At 55.2% G+C, this 24,582-nt stretch carries 25 protein-coding genes; 13 read left to right on the top strand and 12 right to left on the bottom strand.

Translation table 11 applies throughout. From position 1 onward, the window contains the following. Window positions 1-9: 9 nt before the first annotated feature. Together F153LOC_RS16740 and F153LOC_RS16735 are read right to left on the bottom strand one after the other, a co-directional pair. The gene (locus F153LOC_RS16740) at window positions 10-669 is read right to left on the bottom strand and encodes a fumarylacetoacetate hydrolase family protein (RefSeq protein ID WP_102103951.1); all 660 of its coding nucleotides are present in this window, start codon (window positions 667-669) and stop codon (window positions 10-12) included. A 47-nt stretch (window positions 670-716) separates the two neighbouring features. After that, entirely contained in the window at window positions 717-992 is a 276-nt protein-coding gene (locus F153LOC_RS16735) for a YcgL domain-containing protein (RefSeq protein WP_102103952.1), read from the bottom strand. 123 nt (window positions 993-1,115) lie between these two features. On the opposite strand from F153LOC_RS16735, the gene minC reads away from it, so the two are divergent. Genes minC through minE form a run of 3 tightly spaced genes read left to right on the top strand, consistent with a single transcriptional unit; the run spans window position 1,116 to window position 2,932 of the window. Beyond that, on the top strand, window positions 1,116-1,823 hold the full coding sequence (gene minC / locus F153LOC_RS16730) for a septum site-determining protein MinC (protein WP_102103953.1): 708 nt from the start codon (window positions 1,116-1,118) through the stop codon (window positions 1,821-1,823). Between the two features lie 23 nt (window positions 1,824-1,846). Beyond that, window positions 1,847-2,659, top strand: coding sequence for a septum site-determining protein MinD (gene minD, locus F153LOC_RS16725; protein WP_100779834.1), 813 nt, complete (start codon window positions 1,847-1,849; stop codon window positions 2,657-2,659). 3 nt (window positions 2,660-2,662) lie between these two features. After that, entirely contained in the window at window positions 2,663-2,932 is a 270-nt protein-coding gene (minE, locus tag F153LOC_RS16720; RefSeq protein ID WP_010432714.1) for a cell division topological specificity factor MinE, read from the top strand. Window positions 2,933-2,983: 51 nt separating this feature from the next. Here minE and rnd read toward each other — a convergent pair whose 3' ends face one another. The 5 genes from rnd to F153LOC_RS16695 form a co-directional block, all read right to left on the bottom strand. Continuing rightward, window positions 2,984-4,111, bottom strand: a complete 1,128-nt coding sequence (rnd, locus tag F153LOC_RS16715; protein ID WP_102104139.1) for a ribonuclease D — start codon at window positions 4,109-4,111, stop codon at window positions 2,984-2,986. A 72-nt stretch (window positions 4,112-4,183) separates the two neighbouring features. Then, a complete protein-coding gene (gene fadD, locus F153LOC_RS16710) occupies window positions 4,184-5,869 on the bottom strand; it encodes a long-chain-fatty-acid--CoA ligase FadD (protein WP_123427621.1) in 1,686 nt (561 codons plus the stop codon). Window positions 5,870-6,072: 203 nt separating this feature from the next. Then, on the bottom strand, window positions 6,073-6,657 hold the full coding sequence (locus tag F153LOC_RS16705; RefSeq protein WP_100779831.1) for a Slp family lipoprotein: 585 nt from the start codon (window positions 6,655-6,657) through the stop codon (window positions 6,073-6,075). Between the two features lie 37 nt (window positions 6,658-6,694). Beyond that, entirely contained in the window at window positions 6,695-7,390 is a 696-nt protein-coding gene (tsaB, locus tag F153LOC_RS16700; protein WP_102103955.1) for a tRNA (adenosine(37)-N6)-threonylcarbamoyltransferase complex dimerization subunit type 1 TsaB, read from the bottom strand. Window positions 7,391-7,455: 65 nt separating this feature from the next. Further along, window positions 7,456-9,366 carry an ATP-dependent DNA helicase gene (locus tag F153LOC_RS16695; protein WP_100779829.1) on the bottom strand — a complete coding sequence of 637 codons (1,911 nt, stop codon included), beginning with the start codon at window positions 9,364-9,366 and terminating at the stop codon, window positions 7,456-7,458. Window positions 9,367-9,493: 127 nt separating this feature from the next. Here F153LOC_RS16695 and F153LOC_RS16690 point away from each other — a divergent pair, with 127 nt between their 5' ends. Beyond that, complete coding sequence (locus tag F153LOC_RS16690; RefSeq protein WP_102103956.1) at window positions 9,494-9,838, top strand: RidA family protein; 345 nt, start codon at window positions 9,494-9,496, stop codon at window positions 9,836-9,838. Between the two features lie 5 nt (window positions 9,839-9,843). Here F153LOC_RS16690 and F153LOC_RS16685 read toward each other — a convergent pair whose 3' ends face one another. Next, a complete protein-coding gene (locus F153LOC_RS16685; RefSeq protein ID WP_100779827.1) occupies window positions 9,844-10,029 on the bottom strand; it encodes a YoaH family protein in 186 nt (61 codons plus the stop codon). A 61-nt stretch (window positions 10,030-10,090) separates the two neighbouring features. Between F153LOC_RS16685 and pabB the strand changes: the two genes are divergently transcribed. From pabB to F153LOC_RS16665, 4 genes are all read left to right on the top strand, one after another. After that, complete coding sequence (gene pabB, locus F153LOC_RS16680) at window positions 10,091-11,449, top strand: aminodeoxychorismate synthase component 1 (RefSeq protein ID WP_102103957.1); 1,359 nt, start codon at window positions 10,091-10,093, stop codon at window positions 11,447-11,449. A gap of 3 nt (window positions 11,450-11,452) precedes the next feature. Beyond that, window positions 11,453-12,031 carry a CoA pyrophosphatase gene (locus F153LOC_RS16675; protein ID WP_102103958.1) on the top strand — a complete coding sequence of 193 codons (579 nt, stop codon included), beginning with the start codon at window positions 11,453-11,455 and terminating at the stop codon, window positions 12,029-12,031. Between the two features lie 183 nt (window positions 12,032-12,214). Continuing rightward, window positions 12,215-13,579, top strand: coding sequence for an L-serine ammonia-lyase (gene sdaA / locus F153LOC_RS16670; RefSeq protein WP_100779824.1), 1,365 nt, complete (start codon window positions 12,215-12,217; stop codon window positions 13,577-13,579). A gap of 189 nt (window positions 13,580-13,768) precedes the next feature. Next, window positions 13,769-15,367: an EAL domain-containing protein gene (locus tag F153LOC_RS16665; RefSeq protein WP_102103959.1), complete on the top strand. Its 1,599-nt coding sequence runs from the start codon at window positions 13,769-13,771 to the stop codon at window positions 15,365-15,367. Between the two features lie 6 nt (window positions 15,368-15,373). Here the strand turns inward: F153LOC_RS16665 and yoaE are convergent, their stop codons facing one another. Next, window positions 15,374-16,933: a CNNM family cation transport protein YoaE gene (gene yoaE / locus F153LOC_RS16660; RefSeq protein ID WP_102103960.1), complete on the bottom strand. Its 1,560-nt coding sequence runs from the start codon at window positions 16,931-16,933 to the stop codon at window positions 15,374-15,376. 463 nt (window positions 16,934-17,396) lie between these two features. On the opposite strand from yoaE, the gene manX reads away from it, so the two are divergent. From manX to mntP, 5 genes are all read left to right on the top strand, one after another. Beyond that, window positions 17,397-18,359, top strand: a complete 963-nt coding sequence (gene manX, locus F153LOC_RS16650) for a PTS mannose transporter subunit IIAB (protein ID WP_102103961.1) — start codon at window positions 17,397-17,399, stop codon at window positions 18,357-18,359. A 48-nt stretch (window positions 18,360-18,407) separates the two neighbouring features. After that, window positions 18,408-19,208: a PTS mannose transporter subunit IIC gene (gene manY, locus F153LOC_RS16645; protein ID WP_022648448.1), complete on the top strand. Its 801-nt coding sequence runs from the start codon at window positions 18,408-18,410 to the stop codon at window positions 19,206-19,208. A 12-nt stretch (window positions 19,209-19,220) separates the two neighbouring features. Then, window positions 19,221-20,072, top strand: a complete 852-nt coding sequence (locus F153LOC_RS16640) for a PTS mannose transporter subunit IID (protein WP_154125742.1) — start codon at window positions 19,221-19,223, stop codon at window positions 20,070-20,072. 54 nt (window positions 20,073-20,126) lie between these two features. Next, window positions 20,127-20,585 (top strand): DUF986 family protein, encoded by a 459-nt coding sequence (locus tag F153LOC_RS16635; protein ID WP_102103962.1) that lies wholly within the window; start codon window positions 20,127-20,129, stop codon window positions 20,583-20,585. A 402-nt stretch (window positions 20,586-20,987) separates the two neighbouring features. Further along, complete coding sequence (mntP, locus tag F153LOC_RS16625; protein ID WP_102103963.1) at window positions 20,988-21,554, top strand: manganese efflux pump MntP; 567 nt, start codon at window positions 20,988-20,990, stop codon at window positions 21,552-21,554. On the opposite strand, the gene rlmA is transcribed toward mntP, so the two are convergent. The 3 genes from rlmA to cspE form a co-directional block, all read right to left on the bottom strand. Then, window positions 21,551-22,366, bottom strand: coding sequence for a 23S rRNA (guanine(745)-N(1))-methyltransferase (rlmA, locus tag F153LOC_RS16620; protein ID WP_102103964.1), 816 nt, complete (start codon window positions 22,364-22,366; stop codon window positions 21,551-21,553). The two genes, mntP and rlmA, sit on opposite strands and share 4 nt — an antisense overlap. 66 nt (window positions 22,367-22,432) lie before the next feature. Further along, window positions 22,433-24,151 carry a peptidoglycan glycosyltransferase FtsI gene (ftsI, locus tag F153LOC_RS16615; protein ID WP_102103965.1) on the bottom strand — a complete coding sequence of 573 codons (1,719 nt, stop codon included), beginning with the start codon at window positions 24,149-24,151 and terminating at the stop codon, window positions 22,433-22,435. A gap of 219 nt (window positions 24,152-24,370) precedes the next feature. Continuing rightward, a complete protein-coding gene (gene cspE, locus F153LOC_RS16610; protein WP_001062678.1) occupies window positions 24,371-24,580 on the bottom strand; it encodes a transcription antiterminator/RNA stability regulator CspE in 210 nt (69 codons plus the stop codon). Window positions 24,581-24,582: the final 2 nt, after the last annotated feature.

Genomic DNA, 24,582 nt, shown 5'->3' with positions numbered 1-24,582 from the left:
AAGGGCATTTTACAGCACGCGCGTCTTAACGGATTGTCCGTTAAAACCGATTTCCAGTTCGTCACCGCTCAGCAGCGGCCCAACGCCTTCTGGCGTACCGGTGAGGATCACATCGCCCGGCTTGAGGGTGAAGTAGCGGCTCATGTAGGCGATAAGCGGCAGGATCTTATGGATCATTTCAGACGTATTCCCCTGCTGGCGAATTTCGCCGTTCACTTTCAGGCTCAACGGGGTATTTTGCGGATCGGCGTGGAATTCGGCGGCCGGAATAAAACCGGAGATCGGGCAGGAATTATCAAAGCCTTTGGCTTTTTCCCACGGCTGGCCGGCTTTTTTCATTTTGCCCTGCACATCGCGCAGCGTCAGATCCAGCGCAACTCCGTAGCCTGCGATGGCTTTCTGCACGTGATCCTCAGATGCCTGACGCAGCGTGCCGCCAATCAGCACCGCCAGTTCGACTTCATGGTGTACCGAACCCAGCCCCTGCGGTAGCGCCAGCGGCTGGCGAATATCGCAAATAGCGGTTTCCGGCTTGATAAACAACACAGGCTCTTCTGGCACGGCACTGCCCATTTCCTGAATGTGCTTCGCATAATTGCTGCCTACGCAGACCACTTTGCTTACAGGGTAATCCAGTAATGCGCCTTGCCAGTTGTGATGTTGATACATGCTCGTCCCCTACACGGTTGATATGTCACCCACGGAGTTGGCCGGGGTTATTTTTTTCCGTCACCTGCGAGATGCTGTTTTAATAAATTCTCAGGAGGTGGCGGAAGCTGTAAATAATAGCCTTGTTCTTTCAGGGCGGTTTTCACTTTATCCAGATCGGCATTCACCAGTTTTTTACGACCGTCCAGCGGCAATAGCATCGCCAGCTGCGGAGTACCGAAGCCTTTCATTAATTCTTCCGGTACGCGGGAAAAATCGTCTTTTTTCTCGACATAAAGGTAGGTCTGGTCGCGTTTAGTACTTCTGTAGATCACACAAAACATGTTTTTACTCTGAATTATCGGTGGTTGCTTGCCTCAATATACCAGTGACTATAACATGCCTGATACTCTTCGGAATATCGCAACGAATGTGCTGCGATTAACAGCAAATTGAGTAAGGCCAGGATGTCAAACACGCCCATCGAGCTTAAAGGCAGTAGCTTCACCTTATCAGTGGTTCATTTGCATGATGCAAAACCCGAGGTTATTCGTCAGGCGTTAGAAGACAAAATCGCGCAGGCACCCGCTTTTCTGAAACACGCCCCAGTGGTGGTGAATGTCAGCGGTCTCGACGCGCCTGTGAACTGGCAGCATCTTCAGCAGGCGGTCGCCTCGACCGGGCTGCGTATTGTTGGCATTAGCGGCTGCAAAGATGCCCGTCTTAAAGATGAAATCGAGCGTGCCGGTCTGCCCCTTCTGACTGAAGGCAAAGAAAAAACCGTCCGTTCTCCGGCGAAAGCCGCTCCGACGCCTCCACCGCCCGCGCAAACTGTTACCCCTATCACAAAAACGCGAATGATTGATGTGCCGGTTCGTTCCGGTCAGCGCATTTATGCACCAAACTGTGATCTGATTGTGACAAGCCACGTCAGCGCTGGCGCTGAGCTGATTGCCGATGGCAATATTCACGTCTACGGTATGATGAGAGGACGCGCGCTGGCCGGTGCCAGTGGCGATCGGGAAGCACAAATATTTTGTACCCATCTGACGGCGGAACTGGTTTCCATCGCAGGTGAATATTGGCTGAGTGACAAGATCCCAGCCGAATTTTATGGCAAAGCGGCACGCCTGCGACTCGCAGAGAACGCTTTGACTGTTCAACCGTTGAATTGATCCCTTTTTAACAAGGAATTTCTATGGCACGCATTATTGTTGTGACTTCGGGTAAAGGAGGCGTTGGCAAGACCACCTCCAGCGCGGCCATCGCTACTGGTTTGGCCCAGAAGGGAAAGAAGACAGTTGTTATCGATTTCGATATCGGCCTGCGTAACCTCGACCTGATCATGGGCTGTGAGCGTCGCGTTGTGTATGACTTTGTTAACGTCATTCAGGGCGATGCCACCCTTAACCAGGCGCTGATTAAAGATAAGCGCACGGAAAACCTCTTTATTCTTCCTGCTTCTCAGACGCGCGACAAAGATGCGCTGACCCGCGAAGGCGTGGAGAAAGTGCTCGACGAACTGAAAAAGATGGAGTTCGACTTTGTGGTCTGCGACTCCCCTGCCGGTATCGAAACGGGCGCGCTGATGGCGCTGTACTTCGCTGACGAAGCCATTATCACCACCAACCCGGAAGTCTCCTCTGTACGTGACTCTGACCGTATTCTGGGCATTCTGGCGTCTAAATCTCGTCGCGCGGAAAATGGTCAGGACCCGATTAAAGAGCACCTGCTGCTGACCCGTTACAATCCGGGTCGCGTTAATAAGGGTGACATGCTGAGCATGGAAGACGTGCTGGAGATCCTGCGCATCAAACTGGTTGGCGTCATTCCGGAAGATCAGTCCGTGCTGCGCGCCTCTAACCAGGGCGAGCCGGTGATCCTCGATACGATGGCAGACGCGGGTAAAGCCTACGCTGATACCGTTGACCGTCTGCTGGGAGAAGAACGTCCTTTCCGCTTCATTGAAGAAGAGAAGAAAGGTTTCCTCAAACGCCTGTTCGGAGGATAAGTTATGGCATTACTGGACTTTTTTCTCTCGCGGAAAAAAAGCACCGCCAACATCGCGAAAGAGCGACTGCAAATTATCGTTGCGGAACGTCGCCGCAGCGATGCTGAACCACACTATTTGCCGCAGCTGCGCAAAGACATCCTGGAAGTGATTTGTAAGTATGTGCAGATCGACCCGGAGATGGTCACCGTGCAGCTGGAGCAGAAGGATGGGGATATTTCGATTCTGGAGCTGAACGTGACACTGCCGGAAGCGGAAGAGTCACGTCCATAGCATTATGAACGTATCAATGCCGGGTAGCGCTTCGCTTACCCGGCAATTTTATTACTGCGGATAGTCTGCCAGCAGGGTTTTCAGACGTTCGCCCATCAACTCCCCGCGCCAGCCCGCAATCAGTTCCGGCAGGCCATTTTGTGGTTTTAACTTCCAGTGCCAGTTCAGCAGCTGATTGATCTGACGGCGTGACGCCAGCAGCTCTGGGCTTATCTTGTTTTCCGTTCCCACTTCCAGCACCAGTGCTTTGATCTCTTTGAACGCTTTGCGATAGCCTGGCATATCCATCAGGTTCAACAGTGGCTCCGGCAGTTCATCGTCCGGCAACTGATGGGCTTTAGCGACCAGAGCCAGCAACGTTTTACCGTGGAAGCGAATTTCACTGCCCGATAATCCGATACTGTCCAGTTCGCCCATGCTGCCCGGCATATAGCGCGCAACCGCCCACAGATGCTCTTCGCGTACGACAAAATTGACCGCCAGATCGCGCTCGCGCGCTTTGCGCAGACGCCAGTCGGCCAGCAGCTGCAGGCAGGCAAGCTGACGGGTACGCAGCTGCCAGGCATTGGTGATATCGCGCCAGGCGTCTTTCGGGTCGACCACTTCCTGACGGCGCTGCTGTGTCATACGGCATTCGTTGAGCGCTGCATCCAGCCAGCCAGCGTCTTCAGCCTCTTTCATTAGCTGGCCGCAAATCGGCAGCAGGTAAAAGACATCGGCAGCGGCGTAGTCCAGTTGACGTTCAGTCAGTGGACGCGCCAGCCAGTCGGTGCGCGACTCGCTCTTATCCAGCGCAATGCCGGTATACTCTTCGACCATCGCGGCAAAGCCCCAGGAGAGCGGACGGCCGGAGAAAGCGGCGAGAATTTGCGTATCAATCAGGGGTTCCGGCATCACGCCAAAGGTATTGAGGAATACCTCCAGATCTTCACTACCCGCATGCAGATATTTGGTCACGGCGGTATCGAGCAGAAGTTCACGCATTGGCGCCCAGTCCGTGATACCCAGCGGGTCAATCAGCGAGACCTTTTTGCCATCGTACATTTGGATCAAACCCAACTGGGGATAGTAGGTTCGCGTGCGAACAAACTCGGTATCCAGAGCAATGGCGGGAAAGTCGCGGGTGACGTTGCACAGCGTTGCCAGCTCGTCGTTGGTTGTGATCATCTGGTAATTCAAAACGGTTTCTCTCTGGTTTGCGCCCATAAAAAACGCCGGCTAACCGGCGTGTGGTGGCGACTCACTCGAAGCTTAGGCTTTATTGTCCACTTTGGAACGCGCTTCGTCACGTAATTCTCGTCGTAATATCTTCCCGACGTTCGATTTTGGCAGCTCCGTGCGGAACTCCACCAGCTTCGGCACTTTGTAACCGGTGAGCTGACGACGACAGAACGCGATCAGTTCATCTTCGTTCAGCGAGGGGTCTTTTTTGACCACGAATATCTTCACCGCTTCGCCGCTGCTGCCGGACGGCACGCCGACGGCAGCCACTTCCTGCACCCCCTCGTGCTGCATCACCACGTCTTCGATCTCGTTAGGATAGACGTTAAAACCAGAGACCAGAATCATGTCTTTTTTACGATCGACAATGCGCAGGAAACCTTCGTCGTCCATCACCGCGATGTCGCCCGTGTAGAGCCAGCCGTCTTTGATGATTTCATCCGTCGCATCCGGGCGCTGCCAGTAGCCGAGCATCACCTGCGGGCCTTTGACGCACAGTTCGCCCGGCTCACCGTGAGGCACTTCGTTGCCTGCGTCGTCGACCAGTTTGGCCTCCGTTGACGGCACCGGCAGACCAATGCTGCCGCTGTGATAATCGATATCATGCGGGTTAACGCTGACCAGCGGCGCGCACTCTGTGAGGCCGTAACCCTCGAGCAGATACTGCCCGGTGAGTTTCACCCAGCGGTCGGCCACCGCCTGCTGAACCGGCATGCCGCCGCCCGCAGAGAGGTGCAGCGTGGAGAAGTCGAGCTGCTGGAACTCTTTGTTGTTGAGCAGTGCGTTAAACAGCGTGTTCACCCCGGTCATGGCGGTGAATGGATATTTCGCCAGCTCTTTCACCAGCCCCGGAATATCACGCGGGTTGGTAATCAGTAAATTCTGTCCGCCCAGCTCGATAAACAGCAGGCAGTTCATGGTCAGAGCAAAAATGTGATACAGCGGCAGCGCCGTGACCACCAGCTCTTTGCCTCGGTGCAGCAGCGGGCCGTAGGTCGCATTCACCTGCTCAAGGTTCGCCAGCATGTTGCGGTGGGTCAGCATCGCCCCTTTCGCAACGCCGGTGGTACCCCCGGTGTACTGCAGGAAAGCCAGATCGTCTGAGACCACTTCCGGCTTCACATACTGCATGCGATAGCCGCTCTGCAGCGCACGGCGGAAGGAGATGGCATCCGGCAGATGGTATTTCGGCACCAGACGCTTCACGTATTTGACGACAAAGTTAACCAGCGTCCCTTTGGCGGTGGAAAGCTGATCGCCCATGCGGGTCAGGATCACGTGGCGGACCTGAGTTTTATCGACCACTTTTTCCAGCGTATGGGCAAAGTTGGAGACAATCACAATCGCCGCCGCGCCGCTGTCATTCAACTGGTGCTCCAGCTCGCGCGGAGTATAGAGCGGGTTGACGTTAACCACGATCATCCCCGCCCGCAAAATACCGAACAGTGCCACTGGATACTGGAGCAGGTTTGGCATCATCAGTGCGACGCGGTCCCCTTTCTTCAGGCCCAGGCCTTCCTGCAAATAGGCGGCAAAGGCCCGGCTGCGCTCTTCCAGTTTGCGGAAGGTCATCACTTCGCCCATGTTCACAAACGCAGGCTGATCCGCGTAGCGCGCGACCGAGTGCTCAAATAATTCAACCAGGGATTGATAACGGTCAGGATTGATCTCCGCAGGAACATCTGCGGGATAACGGTTAAGCCAAACCTTTTTCAATGCATCACCTCTGAAATGAGTGTTCGTCGTCATCACAACCCCGATAATAAACAGTTCGTTAACATTATATTAACTCAGCGTACCAGTTTATTAATTGTTCGAATTTAAGGTTGCGAAGCGCGTCACTCTTTTTTTTGTGTTATATCCGTAAAAAACAGAGACAGCGGCTGAGCCGCTGTCTCTTATCTAATAATAACAGTAAGTTATTCTGTAACGATGGTCTGAACCTGAGCCGGGCCTGGATTGTACCAGCCCCATCCACCGTAGCCGCCATAACGGTACGGGTGCGGACCCCACATCCACGGGTCGATAGGCTGCGGTGGCAGCATGACCTGTTGGGTCAGGTGCCAGCGTTTGTAGCCGGTGGCCTGCAGGGTCATAAATTTATACGGCGTGTTACCGATTTTCCCCTGTACCGTACCGGTGATTGGCCCTACGACCGTCACCAGCTGGCCACGGAAATCGACCGGATCGAGGAAACCGTTCACGTCTGCATAAATCCGCCCGCGCGAAGGTTCGCCCAGAACTGGCCGCGCGCCGCTGTCCAGCGGCACCGTCGCAATTTCCAGACGGGTTTTGCCCTGCTGGTTCTGGATGTCCACCACTTTGCCGCCGAAGCGTGCCTCCTGGCCGACGTAAAGCTCAGGCGCATTCATCACCCGCACCAGATCCTGCTGCGGTGTTGGACTGCTTCCTTTGATCGCGTCAGGAACGGTGACACATCCACTTAATGCCACAGCGATAGCGCCCGCTATGAAGAGGCGTACAACCTTTGTTTGAACCGCCATGATGCGACTCCCTTTTCTCAGTGCTTATTACTGAGATTCACGCCCTGCCCGGAAGTTTCTTCCAGGCCACTTCATTTCGCAAATAAACCGGCTCAGCGTGTTCAACGGCCACGGTTTTTCCCGCGCTCAGCAGCTGACAGGCGATCGGCAGCATATCTTCTGCATGGGGGAGTAATACCTGACCATCGACCAGCGTCAGACCGCTGTCATTTGCCATATCCGGCCAGGCTGGCCAGCCTGTACCCACAGTAGCCCACTCGCCGGAAAGTTGTTTCAACCGTTCAGCAACGGCGTCCGGTTTGAGCACCGACTCGGTCTCTTCACCCTGCCAGACGCCCTGCTCATCGCGCGTATACTCGCCCCAGTAGACTTCGCCCATGCGCGCATCAATCGCGGCCAACACACGCGTCGCGCCAGTGCTGCGCCATGCGCCCTGCGCCATGGTAGCGAGTGTGGAAACGCCAATCATTGGCAGATCGGCGCCCAGCGCCAGGCCCTGCGCGATACCAATGCCGATACGCACGCCGGTGAAGCTGCCTGGCCCACGGCCAAAGGCCAGCGCGTCGAGTTCAGTTAAAGTGGAGTTGCCCTGGTGAAGGATCTCTTTCACCAGCGGCAGAATACGTTGGGTATGTTCCCGGGGGCACTCTTCAAAATGGGCAAAGAGGGTACCGTTATCCCACAGGGCAACGGAGCAGGCCTCTGTAGCGGTATCAATAGCCAGAATTCGCATGGGTCTCGCGCTCTCGCAATGGGTAGTCACAAAATGGCGCGCATCTTAGCACACTCCAGGGCAAATTACTCCGCCGTTGGGTTCGCCAGGAAACGCACCGCGCGATTAATGTCCCGCGTGCGGGGCGCGGGTGGCAGGCTGGCGAGGAATGTCGCACCGTAAGGGCGCATCACCAGGCGATTGTCGCAGATCACCAGCACGCCGCGGTCGTCCGTATCACGGATCAGACGCCCGACGCCCTGCTTCAGGGTGATAACCGCGTCCGGGAGCTGTACGTCGTCAAAAGGATCGCCCCCGCGGAGGCGGCAGTCTTCCATGCGCGCTTTCAGCAGCGGATCGTCAGGAGAGGTAAAGGGCAGTTTGTCGATGATCACCAGGGAGAGCGCATCCCCCCTCACGTCCACCCCTTCCCAGAAACTGCTGGTTGCCACCAGCAGCGCGTTACCGGCAGTCACAAACTGCTGCAACAGCTGGCCTTTACTGGTTTCGCCTTGCAACAGCACGGGTAAGGTCATGGTGGCGCGAAACTGTTCGGCCAGATCGCGCATCATGGCGTGGGAGGTGCACAGCATGAAGCAGCGGCCATTGTTAGCCTCGATCATCGGTTTGAGCATTGCCGCCAGATGTTTCGCCGCGCCCGGCTGGTTCGGTAGCGGTAAATTGCGCGGCACGCAGAGCAGCGCCTGGGTTTCGTAATCGAACGGGCTGGGCAGCAACAGCGAATCTGACTCTTCAATCCCCAGTCGCTCGGTGAAGTGGTGCAAATCGTCGTTCACGGAGAGCGTCGCGGAGGTAAATATCCAGCTCCCCGGTTTCTGCGCCATCACCTCTTTGAATTTATCGGCCACGGTCAGCGGCGTGAGCGCCAGGGTGAACTGGCGCGCGGTGCATTCATACCAGTAGCTAAAGCCGGGCTGGTTGATCTCTTTGAGACGTTTCAGGCGCGTGCGGTACAGCGTGGCGCGCTCAAAAGCGGCGTCAAGCAAGGCGCTGCGCCCGAGAGACAGTTTAGCCACGTCATAACACAGCTCCAGCGCATCATCGAGCAGCAGCAGCGCGCGCTGGATATTGCTGTCGGCTAACAGTTCGCGCAGATTCCCGCGATAGCCGGGTTCGCCCAGCTGCATACGAAAATCCTGTGCGCTTTGCGCCAGCCGGTCAGCGCATTTCTGCAGCTGCTGGGTGTCGCGCAGTTCGGTGCGATAGGCAATGGTGAAATCTTTGGCGAGATCCTGGAGCTGACGGCTGGAGAGCGACTGACCAAAATACTGGCTGGCGATATCCGGCAGCTGATGGGCTTCATCGAAGATCATCACTTCCGCTTCCGGAATCAACTCACCAAAACCGCCGTCCTTAACCACCATATCCGCCAGGAACAGATGGTGGTTCACTACCACCACGTCGGCATCCATCGCGGTTTTACGCGCTTTGACGACAAAACAATCTTTATACAGCGGGCAGTCGCTGCCGAGGCAGTTGTCGTTGGTGCTGGTCACCAGCGGCCACGCCTGAGAGTCTTCGGCGACGCTGGCGCAGGTGCTGATATCCCCGTCAATGGTTTGATTCGCCCAGGCGCGGAGGATGATCACATCGCTCAGGGTCTGGACCGGCAAATCGCCGCCAGCCAGCGCCTGCTGTTCGAGGCGCTCCAGACAGAGATAGTTTGAGCGCCCTTTCAGCAGTGCCAGGCGGCCTTTATAGTTCAGGGCTTTTGCCACCGTCGGCAGGTCGCGACTGTAGAGCTGATCCTGCAACGCTTTCGAGCCGGTTGAGATGATCACTTTCTTTTTCGCGCGCAGCGCAGGGGCAAGATAGGCGTAAGTTTTGCCCGTCCCGGTGCCTGCCTCGACCACCAGCGACTGGGTATTTTTGATGGCGCGGGTGACCGCTTCCGCCATATGTCGTTGCGGCTCGCGCGGTTTAAAACCGGGAATCGCCTGCGCTAACTGACCATCTGCTGAAAAATCGTCTGCCACGTTGCTCTCTCACTGTATTTTTGCACAGGGATTATGTCAGCCCGCCCTCTCCTGTGCCAGTCGAAATAGACCTTGACGGAACATTATGGCAGTCTTGCGGCCTGAAACCATTTATGAGGAAAGGTTTATGACAATTGTGCGCATTGATGCGGAAGCCCGCTGGTCTGACGTAGTGATTCATAATCAGACGCTCTACTACACGGGTGTCCCCGAAAACCTGGACGCTGATGCGTTCGAGCAAACGGCCAATACGCTGGCGCAAATTGACGCGATTCTGGAAAAACAGGGCAGCGATAAATCCCGCATTCTGGATGCGACCATTTTCCTGGCGAATAAAGACGATTTTGCTGCGATGAATAAAGCCTGGGATACGTGGGTAGTAGCGGGTCACGCGCCTGTACGCTGTACGGTACAGGCCACGCTGATGAAGCCGCAGTATAAAGTTGAAATCAAGATAATCGCGGCGGTGTAAGACGATTATTCGTCGTCTTCGTCATCCTCGAAACGCGCCACAATCCGATCGCCGGTATGGGTGGCGCGAATTTCCTGGGCTACGGTCGTAATCGCTTGTCCGCTGCTCATTCCCTGGGACATCAGTTCCTGAATACGCTCGACGGCTTTTTGCTGCTGTTCATGACTGAGGGAAGGTAAACCTGCAAACATTATCAACTCCTGCTAAATTATCTGCGCTAATAAATTCACGCTGCCCGGTAGTATGCCACACATGAACCCGTTACCCCCTACTGTCATTTCATTACCCTGGCGTCATGACGCCGCCGAATTCTGGTTTGCGCGCTTAAGCCATCTCCCGTGGGCGATGCTGCTGCACTCCGGGCATGCCGATCACCCTTACAGCCGCTTTGATATTCTTGTCGCCGATCCGCTCACCACCCTGACGACCCGTGGCGATTTCACGCAGATATCGTCAAGTGACGTTGTCACATCCACTGAGGATCCGCTCGCCCTGCTTGAGCGCGAACTGAACGCCCTGCCGTTCAGCGCCACAACGGATCTTGATTTGCCTTTCCAGGGGGGCGTGCTGGGGCTGTTTGGCTATGACCTGGGCCGCCGATTTGAAACGTTGCCAGAGCACGCGCAGAAGGATATTACGCTGCCGGATATGGCCGTAGGGCTGTACGACTGGGCGGTGATTGTTGATCACCATAAACAACGGGTTTCACTGCTGAGCCACAGCGACGCTGACGCGCGGCTGGCGTGGCTCGAGGCGCAGCAGCCCGTTCCGGCCATTGATTTTACGCTCACCTCCGCGTGGCGTTCCAATATGAGCGCGGATGAGTATGCGCAGAAGTTCGCTCAGGTGCAGGCGTATCTGCACAGCGGTGACTGCTATCAGGTGAACCTCGCCCAGCGTTTTCAGGCAACTTATGCGGGCGATGAGTGGCAGGCGTTTACGCGCCTGAACGCCAGTAATCGCGCGCCATTCAGCGCCTTCCTGCGTCTGGAACAGGGCGCAGTCCTGAGCCTCTCGCCGGAGCGTTTTATTCATCTCGCCGATGGCACTATCCAGACGCGCCCGATTAAAGGCACCCTGCCGCGCCTCACGGACCCTGACGCCGATCGGCTGCAGGCGGAGAAACTCGCCGCCTCGTCAAAAGATCGCGCCGAGAATCTGATGATTGTCGATCTGATGCGTAATGATATTGGCCGCGTCGCGGAGCCGGGCAGCGTGCGCGTTCCCGAGCTGTTCGTGGTGGAGCCATTTCCGGCGGTGCATCATCTGGTGAGCACGATTACCGCGCGCCTCCCGGCAAGCCGTTCTGCCTGCGATCTCCTACGTGCGGCGTTTCCTGGCGGGTCGATCACCGGCGCGCCGAAAGTGCGCGCCATGCAGATCATTGACGAACTGGAACCGCATCGCCGCAACGCCTGGTGTGGCAGCATTGGCTATCTGAGCCGGTGTGGCACGATGGATACCAGCATAACCATCCGTACCCTGACCGCCAGCGACGGGCAGCTCTACTGTTCGGCAGGCGGCGGGATTGTGGCCGACAGCCAGGCAAACGCGGAATATCAGGAAACGTTTGATAAAGTTAACCGCATCCTGCATCAACTGGAGAGCTAACATTTGGATACCCACGATCTGACCCTGGATGATTTTCTGTCGCGCTTTCAGCTTTTGCGCCCGCAGGTGAATCGTGATGCGCTGAACAGCCGCCAGGCGGCGGTGTTGATCCCGGTGGTACGCCGCGAGCAGCCAGGATTGTTGCTGACCAAACGCTCGTCGCATTTACGTAAGCACGCAGGCCAGGTGGCGTTTCCCGGGGGGGCAGTCGATGCCTCCGATGCCTCACTGATTGCCGCTGCCCTGCGCGAAGCCCAGGAAGAGGTGGCGATCCCGCCAGAATCCGTTGAGGTGATTGGCGTGTTACCGCCAGTGGACAGCGTGACCGGCTTTCAGGTAACGCCGGTCGTCGGGATTATCCCGCCCAATCTGCACTATCACGCCAGCGAAGATGAAGTGGCGGCGGTGTTCGAAATGCCGCTGGCGGAAGCCCTGCGACTTAGCCGATATCATCCGCTGGATATTCAACGGCGTGGACACGATCACCGGGTGTGGCTGTCGTGGTATCAGCATTATTTTGTCTGGGGCATGACGGCGGGCATTATTCGTGAGCTGGCACTGCAAATCGGCCTGAAGCCTTGACTATACTTTATATTCTGAATTTTTCTTCGGGTTTGCGAGGGGCGTCGCACCATTAGCAAAACAGGGGTTATTCATTAGTTTAATTCATGTGAATAGTTCAGCCGACCTGTAACTTCCCTCTTACACTATGCGCAGTTATAACATCGTTACTGGAACCCCGGTAACCCTGTCAGGAGTAAGAAAGTGATTAGTATATTCGACATGTTCAAAGTGGGGATTGGCCCGTCTTCTTCCCACACTGTAGGGCCGATGAAGGCCGGTAAACAGTTCGTCGATGATCTGGTCGAAAAAGGATTACTGGAAAGCACTACCCGTGTAGCCGTTGACGTTTACGGTTCACTCTCTTTAACGGGTAAGGGCCACCACACCGATATCGCCATTATTATGGGTCTGGCAGGTAACATGCCGGACACTGTGGATATTGACGCCATTCCGGCGTTTATCCGCGACACTGAAACACGCGGTCGTCTGCTGCTGGCTAACGGCAAGCACGAAGTGGATTTCCCCCACGACGACGGCATGCGTTTTCGCAGTGATAACCTGTCACTGCACGAAAACGGCATGCAGATCCACGCCTTCAACGGCGACAAAGTGATCTACAGCAAAACCTATTACTCCATCGGCGGCGGTTTTATCGTCGACGAAGAGCACTTTGGCAAAGACACGGCGGGCGACGTTAACGTCCCTTATCCGTTCAAGTCTGCACAGGAAATGCTCGACTACTGCAAACAGACCGGCCTGTCGCTCTCCGGCATGGTGATGCAAAACGAACTGGCGCTGCACAGCAAAAAAGAGATCGAAGACTATTTTGCTAATGTGTGGCAGACCATGCAGGCCTGTATCGACCGTGGGATCAACACCGAGGGCGTTCTGCCTGGGCCACTGCGCGTACCGCGTCGTGCCTCTGCCCTGCGCCGTATGCTGGTAACGACCGATAAATTCTCCAACGACCCGATGAACGTGGTTGACTGGGTGAATATGTTTGCGCTGGCGGTGAACGAAGAGAACGCCGCCGGTGGCCGCGTGGTGACGGCACCCACTAACGGCGCATGCGGTATCGTTCCGGCGGTGCTGGCCTATTACGATCACTTTATCGAGCCGGTGACGCCTGACATTTACATCCGCTATTTCCTCGCAGCGGGTGCCGTGGGCGCATTGTACAAAATGAATGCGTCCATCTCCGGTGCTGAAGTGGGCTGTCAGGGTGAAGTGGGCGTAGCCTGTTCCATGGCGGCGGCGGGCCTGTCTGAACTGCTGGGTGCCAGCCCGGAACAGGTTTGCGTGGCAGCGGAAATCGGGATGGAGCATAACCTTGGTCTGACGTGCGACCCGGTCGCAGGCCAGGTGCAGGTACCGTGCATCGAGCGTAACGCCATCGCCTCCGTGAAAGCGATCAACGCCTCGCGTATGGCCATGCGCCGCACCAGCGAGCCGCGTGTGTCGCTGGATAAGGTCATCGAGACCATGTACGAAACCGGCAAAGACATGAACGCCAAATACCGTGAAACCTCTCGCGGCGGCCTGGCGATCAAGGTGCAGTGCGACTAACCATTTCGACTGTCCCCTGAATACGTCACGCCGCAGGATGTGTAATACGGCGTGAAGTATGACGGGGATATGCCCATCTGCAACGGATGGGCGAATTTTCTCCGCTGTCTCGTCACCTTAACATTTCCCCACTACACTTTCTGTGTTGCCCCGGCGCCTGGTGCTGGCGGCTTATCGAGCGTCCTTTTCATGCAAACTGCGCAAAGGATCATTAAAAGCTATCGCCGAAACCGCATTATTGTCTGTGTGCTGGTGGCGCTTTTTACGCTCTTTTTGACCCTGAGCTTTCGGTTTATTTCACAGCGTAATGTCAATCAGGACCGTATTCACGCCTTTGCAAACCACTCTGTGAATGCACTGGACAGTATCCTTATTCCCCTTGAGAGTGGCCGCGAAAAACTGCAATCCCTGGTGGGTGCCCCCTGCGTTGATATCCACCTGTCGTTACGAAAACAGGCTGCAACTCTGCAAACCGTGCGCTCTATTGGGCTGATCAAAGACGGGATCCTCTACTGCTCCAGTATTTTTGGCATCCGCGACGTGCCGATCCGGCAGATACAACCGGCATTACCCTCAAGCCAGCCGCAGCTGGTGCTATCGACGGATAAATCGCTGCTGAAAGGCAGCCCGATTTTAATCCAGTGGTATCCCGTCTCTGACAGCGGCGAAGACGGCGTGATGCAGGTTGTGAATATTGAGCTTATCACCCGCATGATGCTTGAGCCGCAGCCTCCGCTGATCACTGACGTGAGCTTAAGCGCGGGCAATAAATTTCTTCGCTACGGTCAGAATGTGACCGACACGCTCACCTATACCGATGACGCGATGATCCTGCGTCAGTCTTCGGCCCATTTCCCCTTCACCATTACCGTCAGCGGGCCTGGCGCGAGCCAGCTGGCGCTGAAAAATTTGCCCTCGCAACTCCCACTGGCGGTGCTGTTGAGCCTGCTGCTGGGCTATATCGCCTGGCTTGCCACCGCCAGTCGCATGAGCTTTACGTGGGAGCTTAATCTCGGCCTGGCTGCACGCGAGTTCGAGCTGTTTTGCCAGCCGTTACTCAATGCCCGCACGCAGAAATGTGTCGGCGTGGAGATCTTGCTGCGCTGGAATAACCCCCGTCAGGGGTGGATCTCCCCGGATGTTTTTATTCCGCTGGCGGAGGAACACAATCTGATTGTTCCTCTGACGCGCTACGTAATCGCAGAAACCGTCCGTCAGATTGGCTATTTTCCCGCTAATAAAGGCTTTCATATCGGGATTAACGTGGCGGCCAGCCATTTTCGCAACGGGATGCTGTTACAGGATTTGAACCGCTACTGGTTCAGCGCGCATCCCAAACAGCAGCTGATTGTTGAACTCACCGAACGGGATGCCCTGCTGGACATGGATTATCGCATTGTGCGGGAGCTGCATCGCAAAGAGGTCAAACTGGCAATTGATGATTTTGGCACCGGCAGCAGTTCACTCTCCTGGCTGGAGAAACTGCGCCCTGACGTGCTGAAAATCGATAAATCTTTCACCACGGCGCTCGGGACGGATGCGGTGAATTCGACGGTGACAGATATGATTATCGCCCTGGGCCAGCGGCTGAATCTTGAACTGGTAGCGGAAGGGGTGGAGACGCAGGAGCAGGCGCGCTATTTGCGCGATCACGGCGTGACGATTTTGCAGGGATTTTTGTATGCGCGGCCGATGCCGCTGAAAGATTTTCCGCGGTGGCTGGCGGAAAGCTCGCCTCCACCAGCACCGCGGAATGGGCATATCGTTCCGATTATGCCCTTACGCTAAGCCTGATTACTCTTCTTCGTCGTGGGCGGACTGCTCTTTAACAATACGCACCAGGTCTACGCGGTAATCATTTGCCTGCATGATGGTGATTTGCAGCGGCGGCAGCTCAATGATATCGCCAACGCGCGGGATCTGGCCGTTCACGGCAATCACTAATCCGGCAACGGTCGCGATATCTTCTTCATCGTTGATGACGTTATCGAGACCCAGCGTGTGCTGCAGAGCGTGCAGATCGGTTGTCCCTTTGACCAGCCAGCCGTCGCCATCCGCCACGATTTCTGGCGTTTCATCGGCGTCCGGGAATTCACCGGCAATGGCTTCCAGCACGTCCAACGGCGTGACCAGGCCCTGTACTACGCCAAATTCGTTAGTGACGATCACAAAGCTACCGCGCGCACGACGCAGCACGCCCAGCAGGTTGATCGGGTCCAGCGTTTCCGGAACCACAATCGCCGGTGCAGCCGCCGCAATCGCTTCGACGTTAACGCCCTCTTCCAGCGCCACCAGCAACTCTTTGGCACGCACGACACCGATGATTTCATCCAGCTCACCGCGACACACCGGGAACAGGCTGTGCGGTGAGGAGAGCAACTGCTGGCGGATTTCATCGACGCTCAGGTTGGCATCGACCCAACTGATTTCACCGCGTGGCGTCATAATGCCGCGCAATGAGCGGGAGGCCAGCGACAGCACGCCGTTAATCATGTAGCGCTCCTCTTCAACGAACGCCCCTTCCGGAACCGGCACCGGGTTACCGTTCGCGTTTTCCGGTTGGACGGTGGTCTGGCGGCGACCGCCCATCAGACGCAGGATGGCGTCAGCGGTACGGGCACGCAGCGGCTGATTCGACTGCTGCTTAATGAAGTTGCGACGCGCAATCTGGTTAAACAGTTCGATAATGATCGAGAAGCCAATCGCGGCGTACAGGTAGCCTTTCGGAATATGGAAGCCGAACCCTTCTGCGACCAGGCTCAGACCAATCATCAGCAGGAAGCTAAGACACAGCACCACCACCGTTGGATGTTCGTTCACAAAGCGAGTCAGTGGCTTCGAGGCCAGCAGCATCACGGCCATCGCAATCACAACCGCAGCCATCATCACCGGCAGGTGGTTCACCATACCGACGGCGGTAATTACCGCGTCCAGGGAGAACACGGCATCGAGCACCACGATCTGTGCGACAACAACCCAGAAACTCGCATAGCCTTTACCGTGCCCGTCGTCGTGCTGGCGGTTCTCCAGCCGTTCATGCAACTCGGTGGTGGCCTTGAACAGCAGGAATAGCCCCCCCACCAGCATGATCAAATCACGACCGGAGAAGGTGAAATCCCAGACGGTAAACAGCGGTTTGGTCAGGGTAACCATCCACGAAATAACGGACAGCAGCGCAAGACGCATGATCAACGCCAGCGAAAGACCGATTAAACGCGCTTTGTCGCGCTGTTTAGGCGGCAGCTTATCCGCAAGGATGGCGATAAACACCAGGTTGTCGATACCAAGAACAATCTCTAGAACAACCAGCGTGAGTAATCCCACCCAGATTGACGGGTCCATTAAGAATTCCATGACAAGCTCCTGCTAAAGGAATGACAAAACGGCGCCCCGGAAAGCGTGGGCGAAATGGCGGTAGACATGTTCAACGAGTGGCGAGGATCGCCGGCGTGCGAGGCGCAAAATGGCCTGGAAGATGACTGACGTCGGTGACGGTCCATACAGTGGGCTGTAGCCCTATACTCCTGGTAATTAAACGGAGGCTAAACATATCAGAGACAATGGCTTTTTAGCAAAGATTTACTTTCCTTTGCAAAGATCTGTAACAGAGTCGATTTTCATTTGGGATAAATCTCCTCTGTGAAGCTAAATTACGGATCTTCATCACATAAATTATTTTTTCACTATCTAAAATAATTCACGGAAGTCTTCGTTAATTTAACTCTAACCCTTTATCTGAATCGATTCGGTACGCCGGGGAAGATTCTCAGTACATCTGCCTGGCAGATGTACTCATGATAATAAAAGGAGGTAGCAAGTGACCATTGCTATTGTGATAGGCACACATGGTTGGGCTGCAGAGCAGTTACTCAAAACCGCAGAAATGCTGTTGGGTGAGCAGGAAAACGTTGGCTGGATCGATTTCGTCCCTGGCGAAAACGCTGAAACGCTGATTGAAAAATACACTGCTCAGCTGGAGAAACTGGATACCAGCAAAGGCGTGCTGTTTCTCGTTGATACATGGGGTGGCAGTCCGTTTAACGCCGCCAGCCGCATTGTCGTCGATAAAGAGCATCATGAAGTTGTCGCTGGCGTAAACATCCCGATGCTGGTGGAAACGCTGATGGCCCGTGACGATAACCCGAGCTTTGACGAACTGGTCGCTCTGGCAGTCGAAACCGGTCGCGAAGGCGTGAAAGCGCTGAAAGCACAACCGGTTGAGAAACCGGCTCCGGTCGCAGCGGCAGTGAAAGCAGCGGTCCCGACAAAACCGATGGGCGCGAACGATTACATGGTGATCGGGCTTGCGCGTATCGATGACCGTTTAATCCACGGCCAGGTGGCAACACGCTGGACCAAAGAGACCAACGTGAAACGCATTATCGTCGTCAGCGACGAAGTGGCTGCCGATCACGTGCGTAAAACCCTTCTCACCCAGGTTGCTCCTCCGGGCGTTACCGCACACGTCGTGGACGTCGCCAAGATGATCCGCGTGTATAACAACCCGAAATATGCGGGCGAGCGTGTGATGCTCCTGTTCACCAACCCGACAGACGTCGAGCGCATTGTTGAAGGCGGCGTGAAGATCACCTCCGTCAACATTGGCGGTATGGCGTTCCGTCAGGGCAAAACGCAGGTGAATAACGCGATTTCAGTCGATGAAAAAGATATCGAAGCCTTCAATAAGCTGAATGCACGCGGTATTGAGCTGGAAGCCCGTAAGGTTTCCACGGATCAGAAACTGAAAATGATGGATTTGATCGGCAAAGTTGGGAAATAACCCAGGCGCTGATTTTTCACATAAAGCTTATGTTATAGGAGAAGTACAATGGAGATTACCACTCTTCAGATTGTGCTGGTGTTCATCGTCGCGTGTATTGCGGGTATGGAATCCGTACTTGATGAATTTCAGTTCCACCGCCCTCTGGTGGCCTGTACGTTGATTGGCGCCGTTCTTGGCGATATGAAAACCGGTATTATCATCGGTGGTACGCTGGAAATGATCGCCCTGGGCTGGATGAACATCGGTGCGGCGGTTGCACCTGATGCAGCGCTGGCATCTATCATCTCAACGGTTCTGGTTATTGCCGGTCACCAAAGCATCGGTGCAGGTATCGCACTGGCCATCCCACTGGCAGCAGCAGGCCAGGTTCTGACCATCATCGTTCGTACTATCACCGTGGCCTTCCAGCATGCGGCGGATAAGGCGGCCGATAATGGCAACCTGACGGCCCTCTCGTGGATCCACGTTTCCTCTCTGTTCCTGCAGGCCATGCGTATCGCTATCCCGGCGGTTATCGTGGCGATTTCTGTGGGTACCAGCGAAGTCCAGAGCATGCTGAACGCGATTCCAGAAGTCGTGACCGGCGGTCTGAACATTGCGGGTGGCATGATCGTGGTAGTCGGTTACGCGATGGTCATCAACATGATGCGCGCAGGCTACCTGATGCCGTTCTTCTACCTCGGCTTTGTTACTGCGGCGTTCACTAACTTCAACCTGGTTGCTCTGGGTGTGATTGGTGCGGTGATGGCGATTCTGTACATCCAGCTGAGCCCGAAATATAACCGCGTCGCGGGTGCACCAGCGCAGGCTGCTGGTAACAACGATCTCGATAACGAACTGGACTAGCAGGTGAGCGAAATGGTTGATATGACAAAAACTACCACTGAGAAAAAACTCACTCCGGGTGATATTCGTGGCGTATTCCTGCGTTCTAACCTGTTCCAGGGGTCATGGAACTTCGAACGTATGCAGGCGCTGGGCTTCTGCTTCTCCATGGTACCGGCCATCAAACGCCTGTATCCGGAAAACAACGAAGCGCGTCGCCAGGCGATTAAACGTCACCTGGAATTCTTTAACACCCATCCTTACGTTGCAGCTCCGGTTCTGGGCGTGACGCTGGCGATGGAAGAGCAGCGTGCGAACGGCGCAGAGATTGACGATGGTGCCATTAACGGTATCAAAGTCGGTTTGATGGGGCCGCTGGCAGGCGTGGGCGACCCAATCTTCTGGGGTACCGTGCGTCCGGTCTTCGCGGCACTCGGCGCGGGCATCGCGATGAGCGGCAGCCTGCTCGGTCCACTGCTGTTCTTCATTCTGTTTAACGCCGTTCGTCTGGCGACCCGTTACTACGGCGTCGCTTACGGCTATCGCAAAGGTGTCGATATCGTTTCTGATATGGGCGGTGGCTTCCTGCAAAAACTGACTGAGGGGGCGTCAATTCTCGGCCTGTTTGTCATGGGGGCACTGGTTAACAAGTGGACGCACGTTAACATCCCGCTTGTCGTCTCGACCATTACCGGTCAGGACGGACAAACGCGTGTGACCACCGTGCAGACCATCCTTGACCAGTTAATGCCGGGCCTGGTGCCGCTGCTGCTGACCTTCGCCTGTATGTGGCTGCTGCGTAAGAAAGTGAACGCCCTGTGGATTATCGTTGGCTTCTTCGTCATCGGTATCGTGGGCTACGCTATCGGCCTGTTGGGTCTGTAAGTTTTTGCTTTATCCGCCGGGGGCTTGCCCCCGGTTTTTTATTCTGGAGGACGAATGACGGTTACGGACATCGTACTGGTTCTGTTTATTATTGCCCTTCTGGCGTACGCCATTTACGACGAATTCATCATGCCGCGCCGCCACGGCGAGACACTCCTTGCCATCCCCCTTCTGCGTCGCGGTCGGGTTGATGCATTTATCTTCGCCGGTCTGCTCGCCATTCTGATTTACAACAATGCGATGAGCCACGGTGCTTTATTAACCACATGGTTATTATGTGCGCTGGCATTAATGGCGATTTATCTCTTCTGGATCAGAGTGCCAAAGATCTTCTTCAAAAGTCATGGCTTTTTCTTCGCCAATGTATGGATAGAATATAACCGTATTAAAGAGATGAATTTATCCGAGGATGGCGTACTGGTTATGCAATTAGAGCAGCGCCGGTTGCTCATCCGCGTGAAAAATATTGATGACCTTGAGAAAATATACAAATTAATGGTTAAAACTCAATAGGTTATCATTATAGCAATGGCTATATATTGTCTACAGCTCACACGCACAATATATAGCCACAGCTATATTCCCTTCAGAATTAACTTATATTCCTTAACGTTATTCTCACCAATAAATCTAAATGAAAATCGTTATCAATTGATTAATAGAATAATACCTTCCTGTTGTTGTTTTATATTCTCAAAATATGTTAAGGTTGCGCCGTCGTTGGGGAGTAGCCGATTTCCCGTCCCCGGGAAATGTACGTGTCAACATACTCGTTGAAAAACGTGGTGCGTACGGATCGCTTTCTGCACAGTCAGTTCATGTGCACTGAGATCAGGCGAGACCATTGAGACATCAACTGCTGTTTACTGGGGGCAGTGATGTGTCATATGGATATCCCCGGTCTGGACGCTTTAAATGAATATCTCTGCAACGATCCTTCTCGCTTTCGGCATGTCCATGGACGCTTTCGCTGCTTCCATCGGTAAAGGTGCCACACTCCACAAACCTAAATTCTCAGAAGCCCTTCGTACAGGTCTTATCTTTGGCGCTATCGAAACCCTCACTCCGCTGATCGGCTGGGCGCTTGGCATGCTCGCCAGTCAGTTTGTGCTGGAATGGAACCACTGGATTGCCTTTATTCTGCTGGCGTTCCTCGGCGGGCGAATGGTTATCGAAGGCTGCCGCGGTAATTCCGATGAAGATGACGCGCCGATCCATCGCCACGGCTTCTGGCTGCTGGTCACCACCGCGATCGCCACCAGTCTGGATGCGATGGCGGTCGGCGTCGGTCTGGCATTCTTGCAGGTCAATATTATCGCCACAGCGCTGGCTATCGGCTGCGCGACGTTGATTATGTCGACGCTGGGAATGATGGTCGGACGATTTATCGGCCCGCTGTTAGGTAAGCGAGCCGAAATTCTGGGCGGTATTGTTTTAATCGGGATTGGCGGACAGATTCTCTGGTCGCACTTCTACGGTTAACTCTCGCGCTGCCAGCAGTGAAGACTAAAATCTGTCTGGCAGCGGAACACGTCTTGCTTTCCTAAGATTTCCCACACTTCCGGTTTGGCCCGCCACGCAAATGGCGTCATCTGTAACAGCGCCACCGCCTCTTCACCCGTCAGGCTCATTTCATAGCCCAATGACTGCGCGTGGCGCAGCGTAAAACCGCTAAGCTGTTCAGAATGCGGCGCATGCAGGCGAACCTCATCGTAAATCAGCCCTTTCATTTCCATCAGGTGTTTTGGCCCTGGCGTTACCGTGATGACCCATCCGCCCGGTTTAACCACTCGCGCCAGCTCTTCTGCCTTGCACGGGGCGTAAATACGGATAATGGCGTCCTGGCTGGCATCGTCAAACGGCAGACGATGGCTGGAGGCGACGCAGAAAGTGACCTGCGGATAGCGCTTCGCCGCCGCACGGATCGCTGATTTCGACACATCCAGGCCGACTGTTTGCGCGCCTTTTTCGCTGGCTACCTGGGCAAATGCCGCCGTGTAGTAGCCTTCTCCGCAGCCAATATCGAGTACAGAAGTGGCGTTCTGCTCAAGCATTGTGGCGAGCCACTCCGCGACAGCGTTGCGCAACGGCTGATAATGCCCGGCGTCGAGAAACGTGCGGCGCGCCTGCATCATCTCAGCGGAATCACCCGGATCGCGGGAGCGTTTGTGCTGAACGGGCAGCAAATTCACATACCCTTCTTTCGCCTTGTCAAACCGGTGCCCCTGCGGACAGGTATAGCTATTTTCGTCGTGCGTCAGCAGCGCGTGGCATAAGGGACAACTGAATGACATGGTAACTCCAGACAATATCAAAGGGCGAAAGTGTACCGCTATTCGCCCTGGTATAAAACGCCTGGCTTAACGCATCACGATAAGATGGTTCGAATCAGGCGGTAAACCGTCCGGCTCAACGTTCTCAATGCGCAAAACATCTCCCATAATCTGGCTGAAGACCGGTGCAGAGACCGCCCCGCCGTAATAGCTGCCGTTTTGCGGATCGTTGATCACCACAGCCAGGGCAAACATCGGATGACTGGCTGGCGCCACGCCTGCCGTGTAAGCGACATATTTGTCGACATACTTCCCGTCATCGCCAATCTTTTTCGCGGTACCTGTTTTTATGGCCACCCGATAATCGCGTACCGCCGCTTTAATCCCGCCACCGCCCGGCAGCGCGACGCTCTCCATCATATGTTCCACCTGATGCACTATCTCTTCCGGCATCACCTGGTGCCCCATAACCGGTGGATCGATACGCGTGATCGACAGCGGCCGCTCCAGGCCATAGCTGCCGATCGTGGCATACACATGCGCCAGCTGCAGCGGCGTGACCATCAGGCCATAGCCAAACGCAAAGGTGGCGCGATCGAGCTGACTCCAGAATTTACGCTGCGGTAGCAGGCCGCTGCTCTCCCCGGTCAGCCCCAGCCCGGTGGACGTCCCAAAACCGAAGCCCTGATAGGTATCCAGCAGATACTGAATCGGCATCGCCAGTGACAGGCGGGAGACGCCCGTATCGCTCGATTTTTGCAGGATGCCGGTAAGGGACAGCTCCGGATAGTAGCCGACATCGCGAATGCGGTGTCCGTCGAGCGTATAGGGATGGGTATCAATCACGCTGTCGGGCTGGACGAGGCCCTGCTGGAGCGCGGTCATTAAAACCAGCGGTTTGACGGTTGATCCCGGTTCGAAGGTATCGCTGATCGCCCGATTACGGAAATCATTCAGCGTGGCCCCTTCCCTGTTATTCGGGTTGAAATCCGGGAAACTCGCCATTGAGAGAATTTCCCCGGTTTGTACATTGATCAGCACCGCCGCACCCGACTCGGCTTTGTTCCACGCGACGGCGTTGTCCAGCGCGTCTTCGGTGATGGTCTGGAGTCGCTCGTCGATGCTCAGCTGGATATTGTGCGCAGGAACCGGCGAGACCTCCGTCAAATTCTCGATCACGTGACCGTAGCGATCTTCCCTCACCCGCCGCACGCCAGGTTTACCGGACAGCTGCGCGTTGAAACTCTTTTCTACGCCTTCAATCCCCTGCCCGTCGATGTTAGTGAATCCGAGCAAATTGGCCGCCACATGCCCGGCGGGATAAAAACGGCGCGATTCGTCGCGCAGATTGATCCCCGGCAGATTGAGCTTATCGATCCACTGCGCCTGAGAGGGGTCAACCTGACGGGCAAGGTAAATAAAGCGCCCCTGAGGGGTGCTGTTGATCCGCGCAGCCAGGCTGCTCAGCGAAATATGCAGCGCACTGGCAAGCGCCTGCCAGCGGTCATCAAAACCGACACCGCCTTTCGCCAGCACCGTTTTCGGATCGGCCCACACTGCCTGTACCGGCACACTCACCGCCAGCGGACGGCCTTCGCGATCGGTGATCATCCCACGCGGGGCGTTTATCGCCACTTCGCGCAGAGATCGCATATCTTCCTGTTTTACCAGGTTGTCAGGCTTGATGATTTGTAGCCATGCGACGCGGCCCAGCAGAAAGGCAAGACTACCTAGAATGGCGATACACAGCAGGACAAAACGCGCCGGGGTGAAGTTTCCGGCAGGATCAGAGGTTTTCTTTTTCACCCGGACTCCAGGTTAGATTAACAACGCCCTGATTTAACTGGAAAAACGTGACATTAGGTGCGAAAACAATGCTTCTAATCTCGCAGCTTTGCAACAAACTACGAACAGAAGCGAACGGGGTAACATTTTGAAAAAAGAGGATTAAAAAAGCCCCGCATACGCGAGGCTTGATGTCTGAGTGTGAGGCGCCGTAGCGCTTCTAAGTCAGCAGGGATTCGATCAGATAGCGGTTACGTTAACAGCAGCCGGACCTTTCTGGCCGTCCTGAATTTCGAACTCAACGTTCTGGCCTTCAGCCAGAGTTTTGAAGCCGTTACCCTGGATTGCAGAGAAGTGTACGAACACATCTTTGCTGCCGTCAGCAGGAGTAATGAAACCAAAACCTTTAGACTCGTTGAACCACTTAACTTGACCTTTAATCTTTGCCATTT

Origin of the sequence: Lelliottia sp. F153 (assembly GCF_002870005.1) — a bacterium.
GTDB classification, from domain to species: domain Bacteria; phylum Pseudomonadota; class Gammaproteobacteria; order Enterobacterales; family Enterobacteriaceae; genus Enterobacter; species Enterobacter nimipressuralis.
Note: the sequence above shows the minus strand (reverse complement) of the source record. Positions and strands in the feature narration are given on the sequence as shown.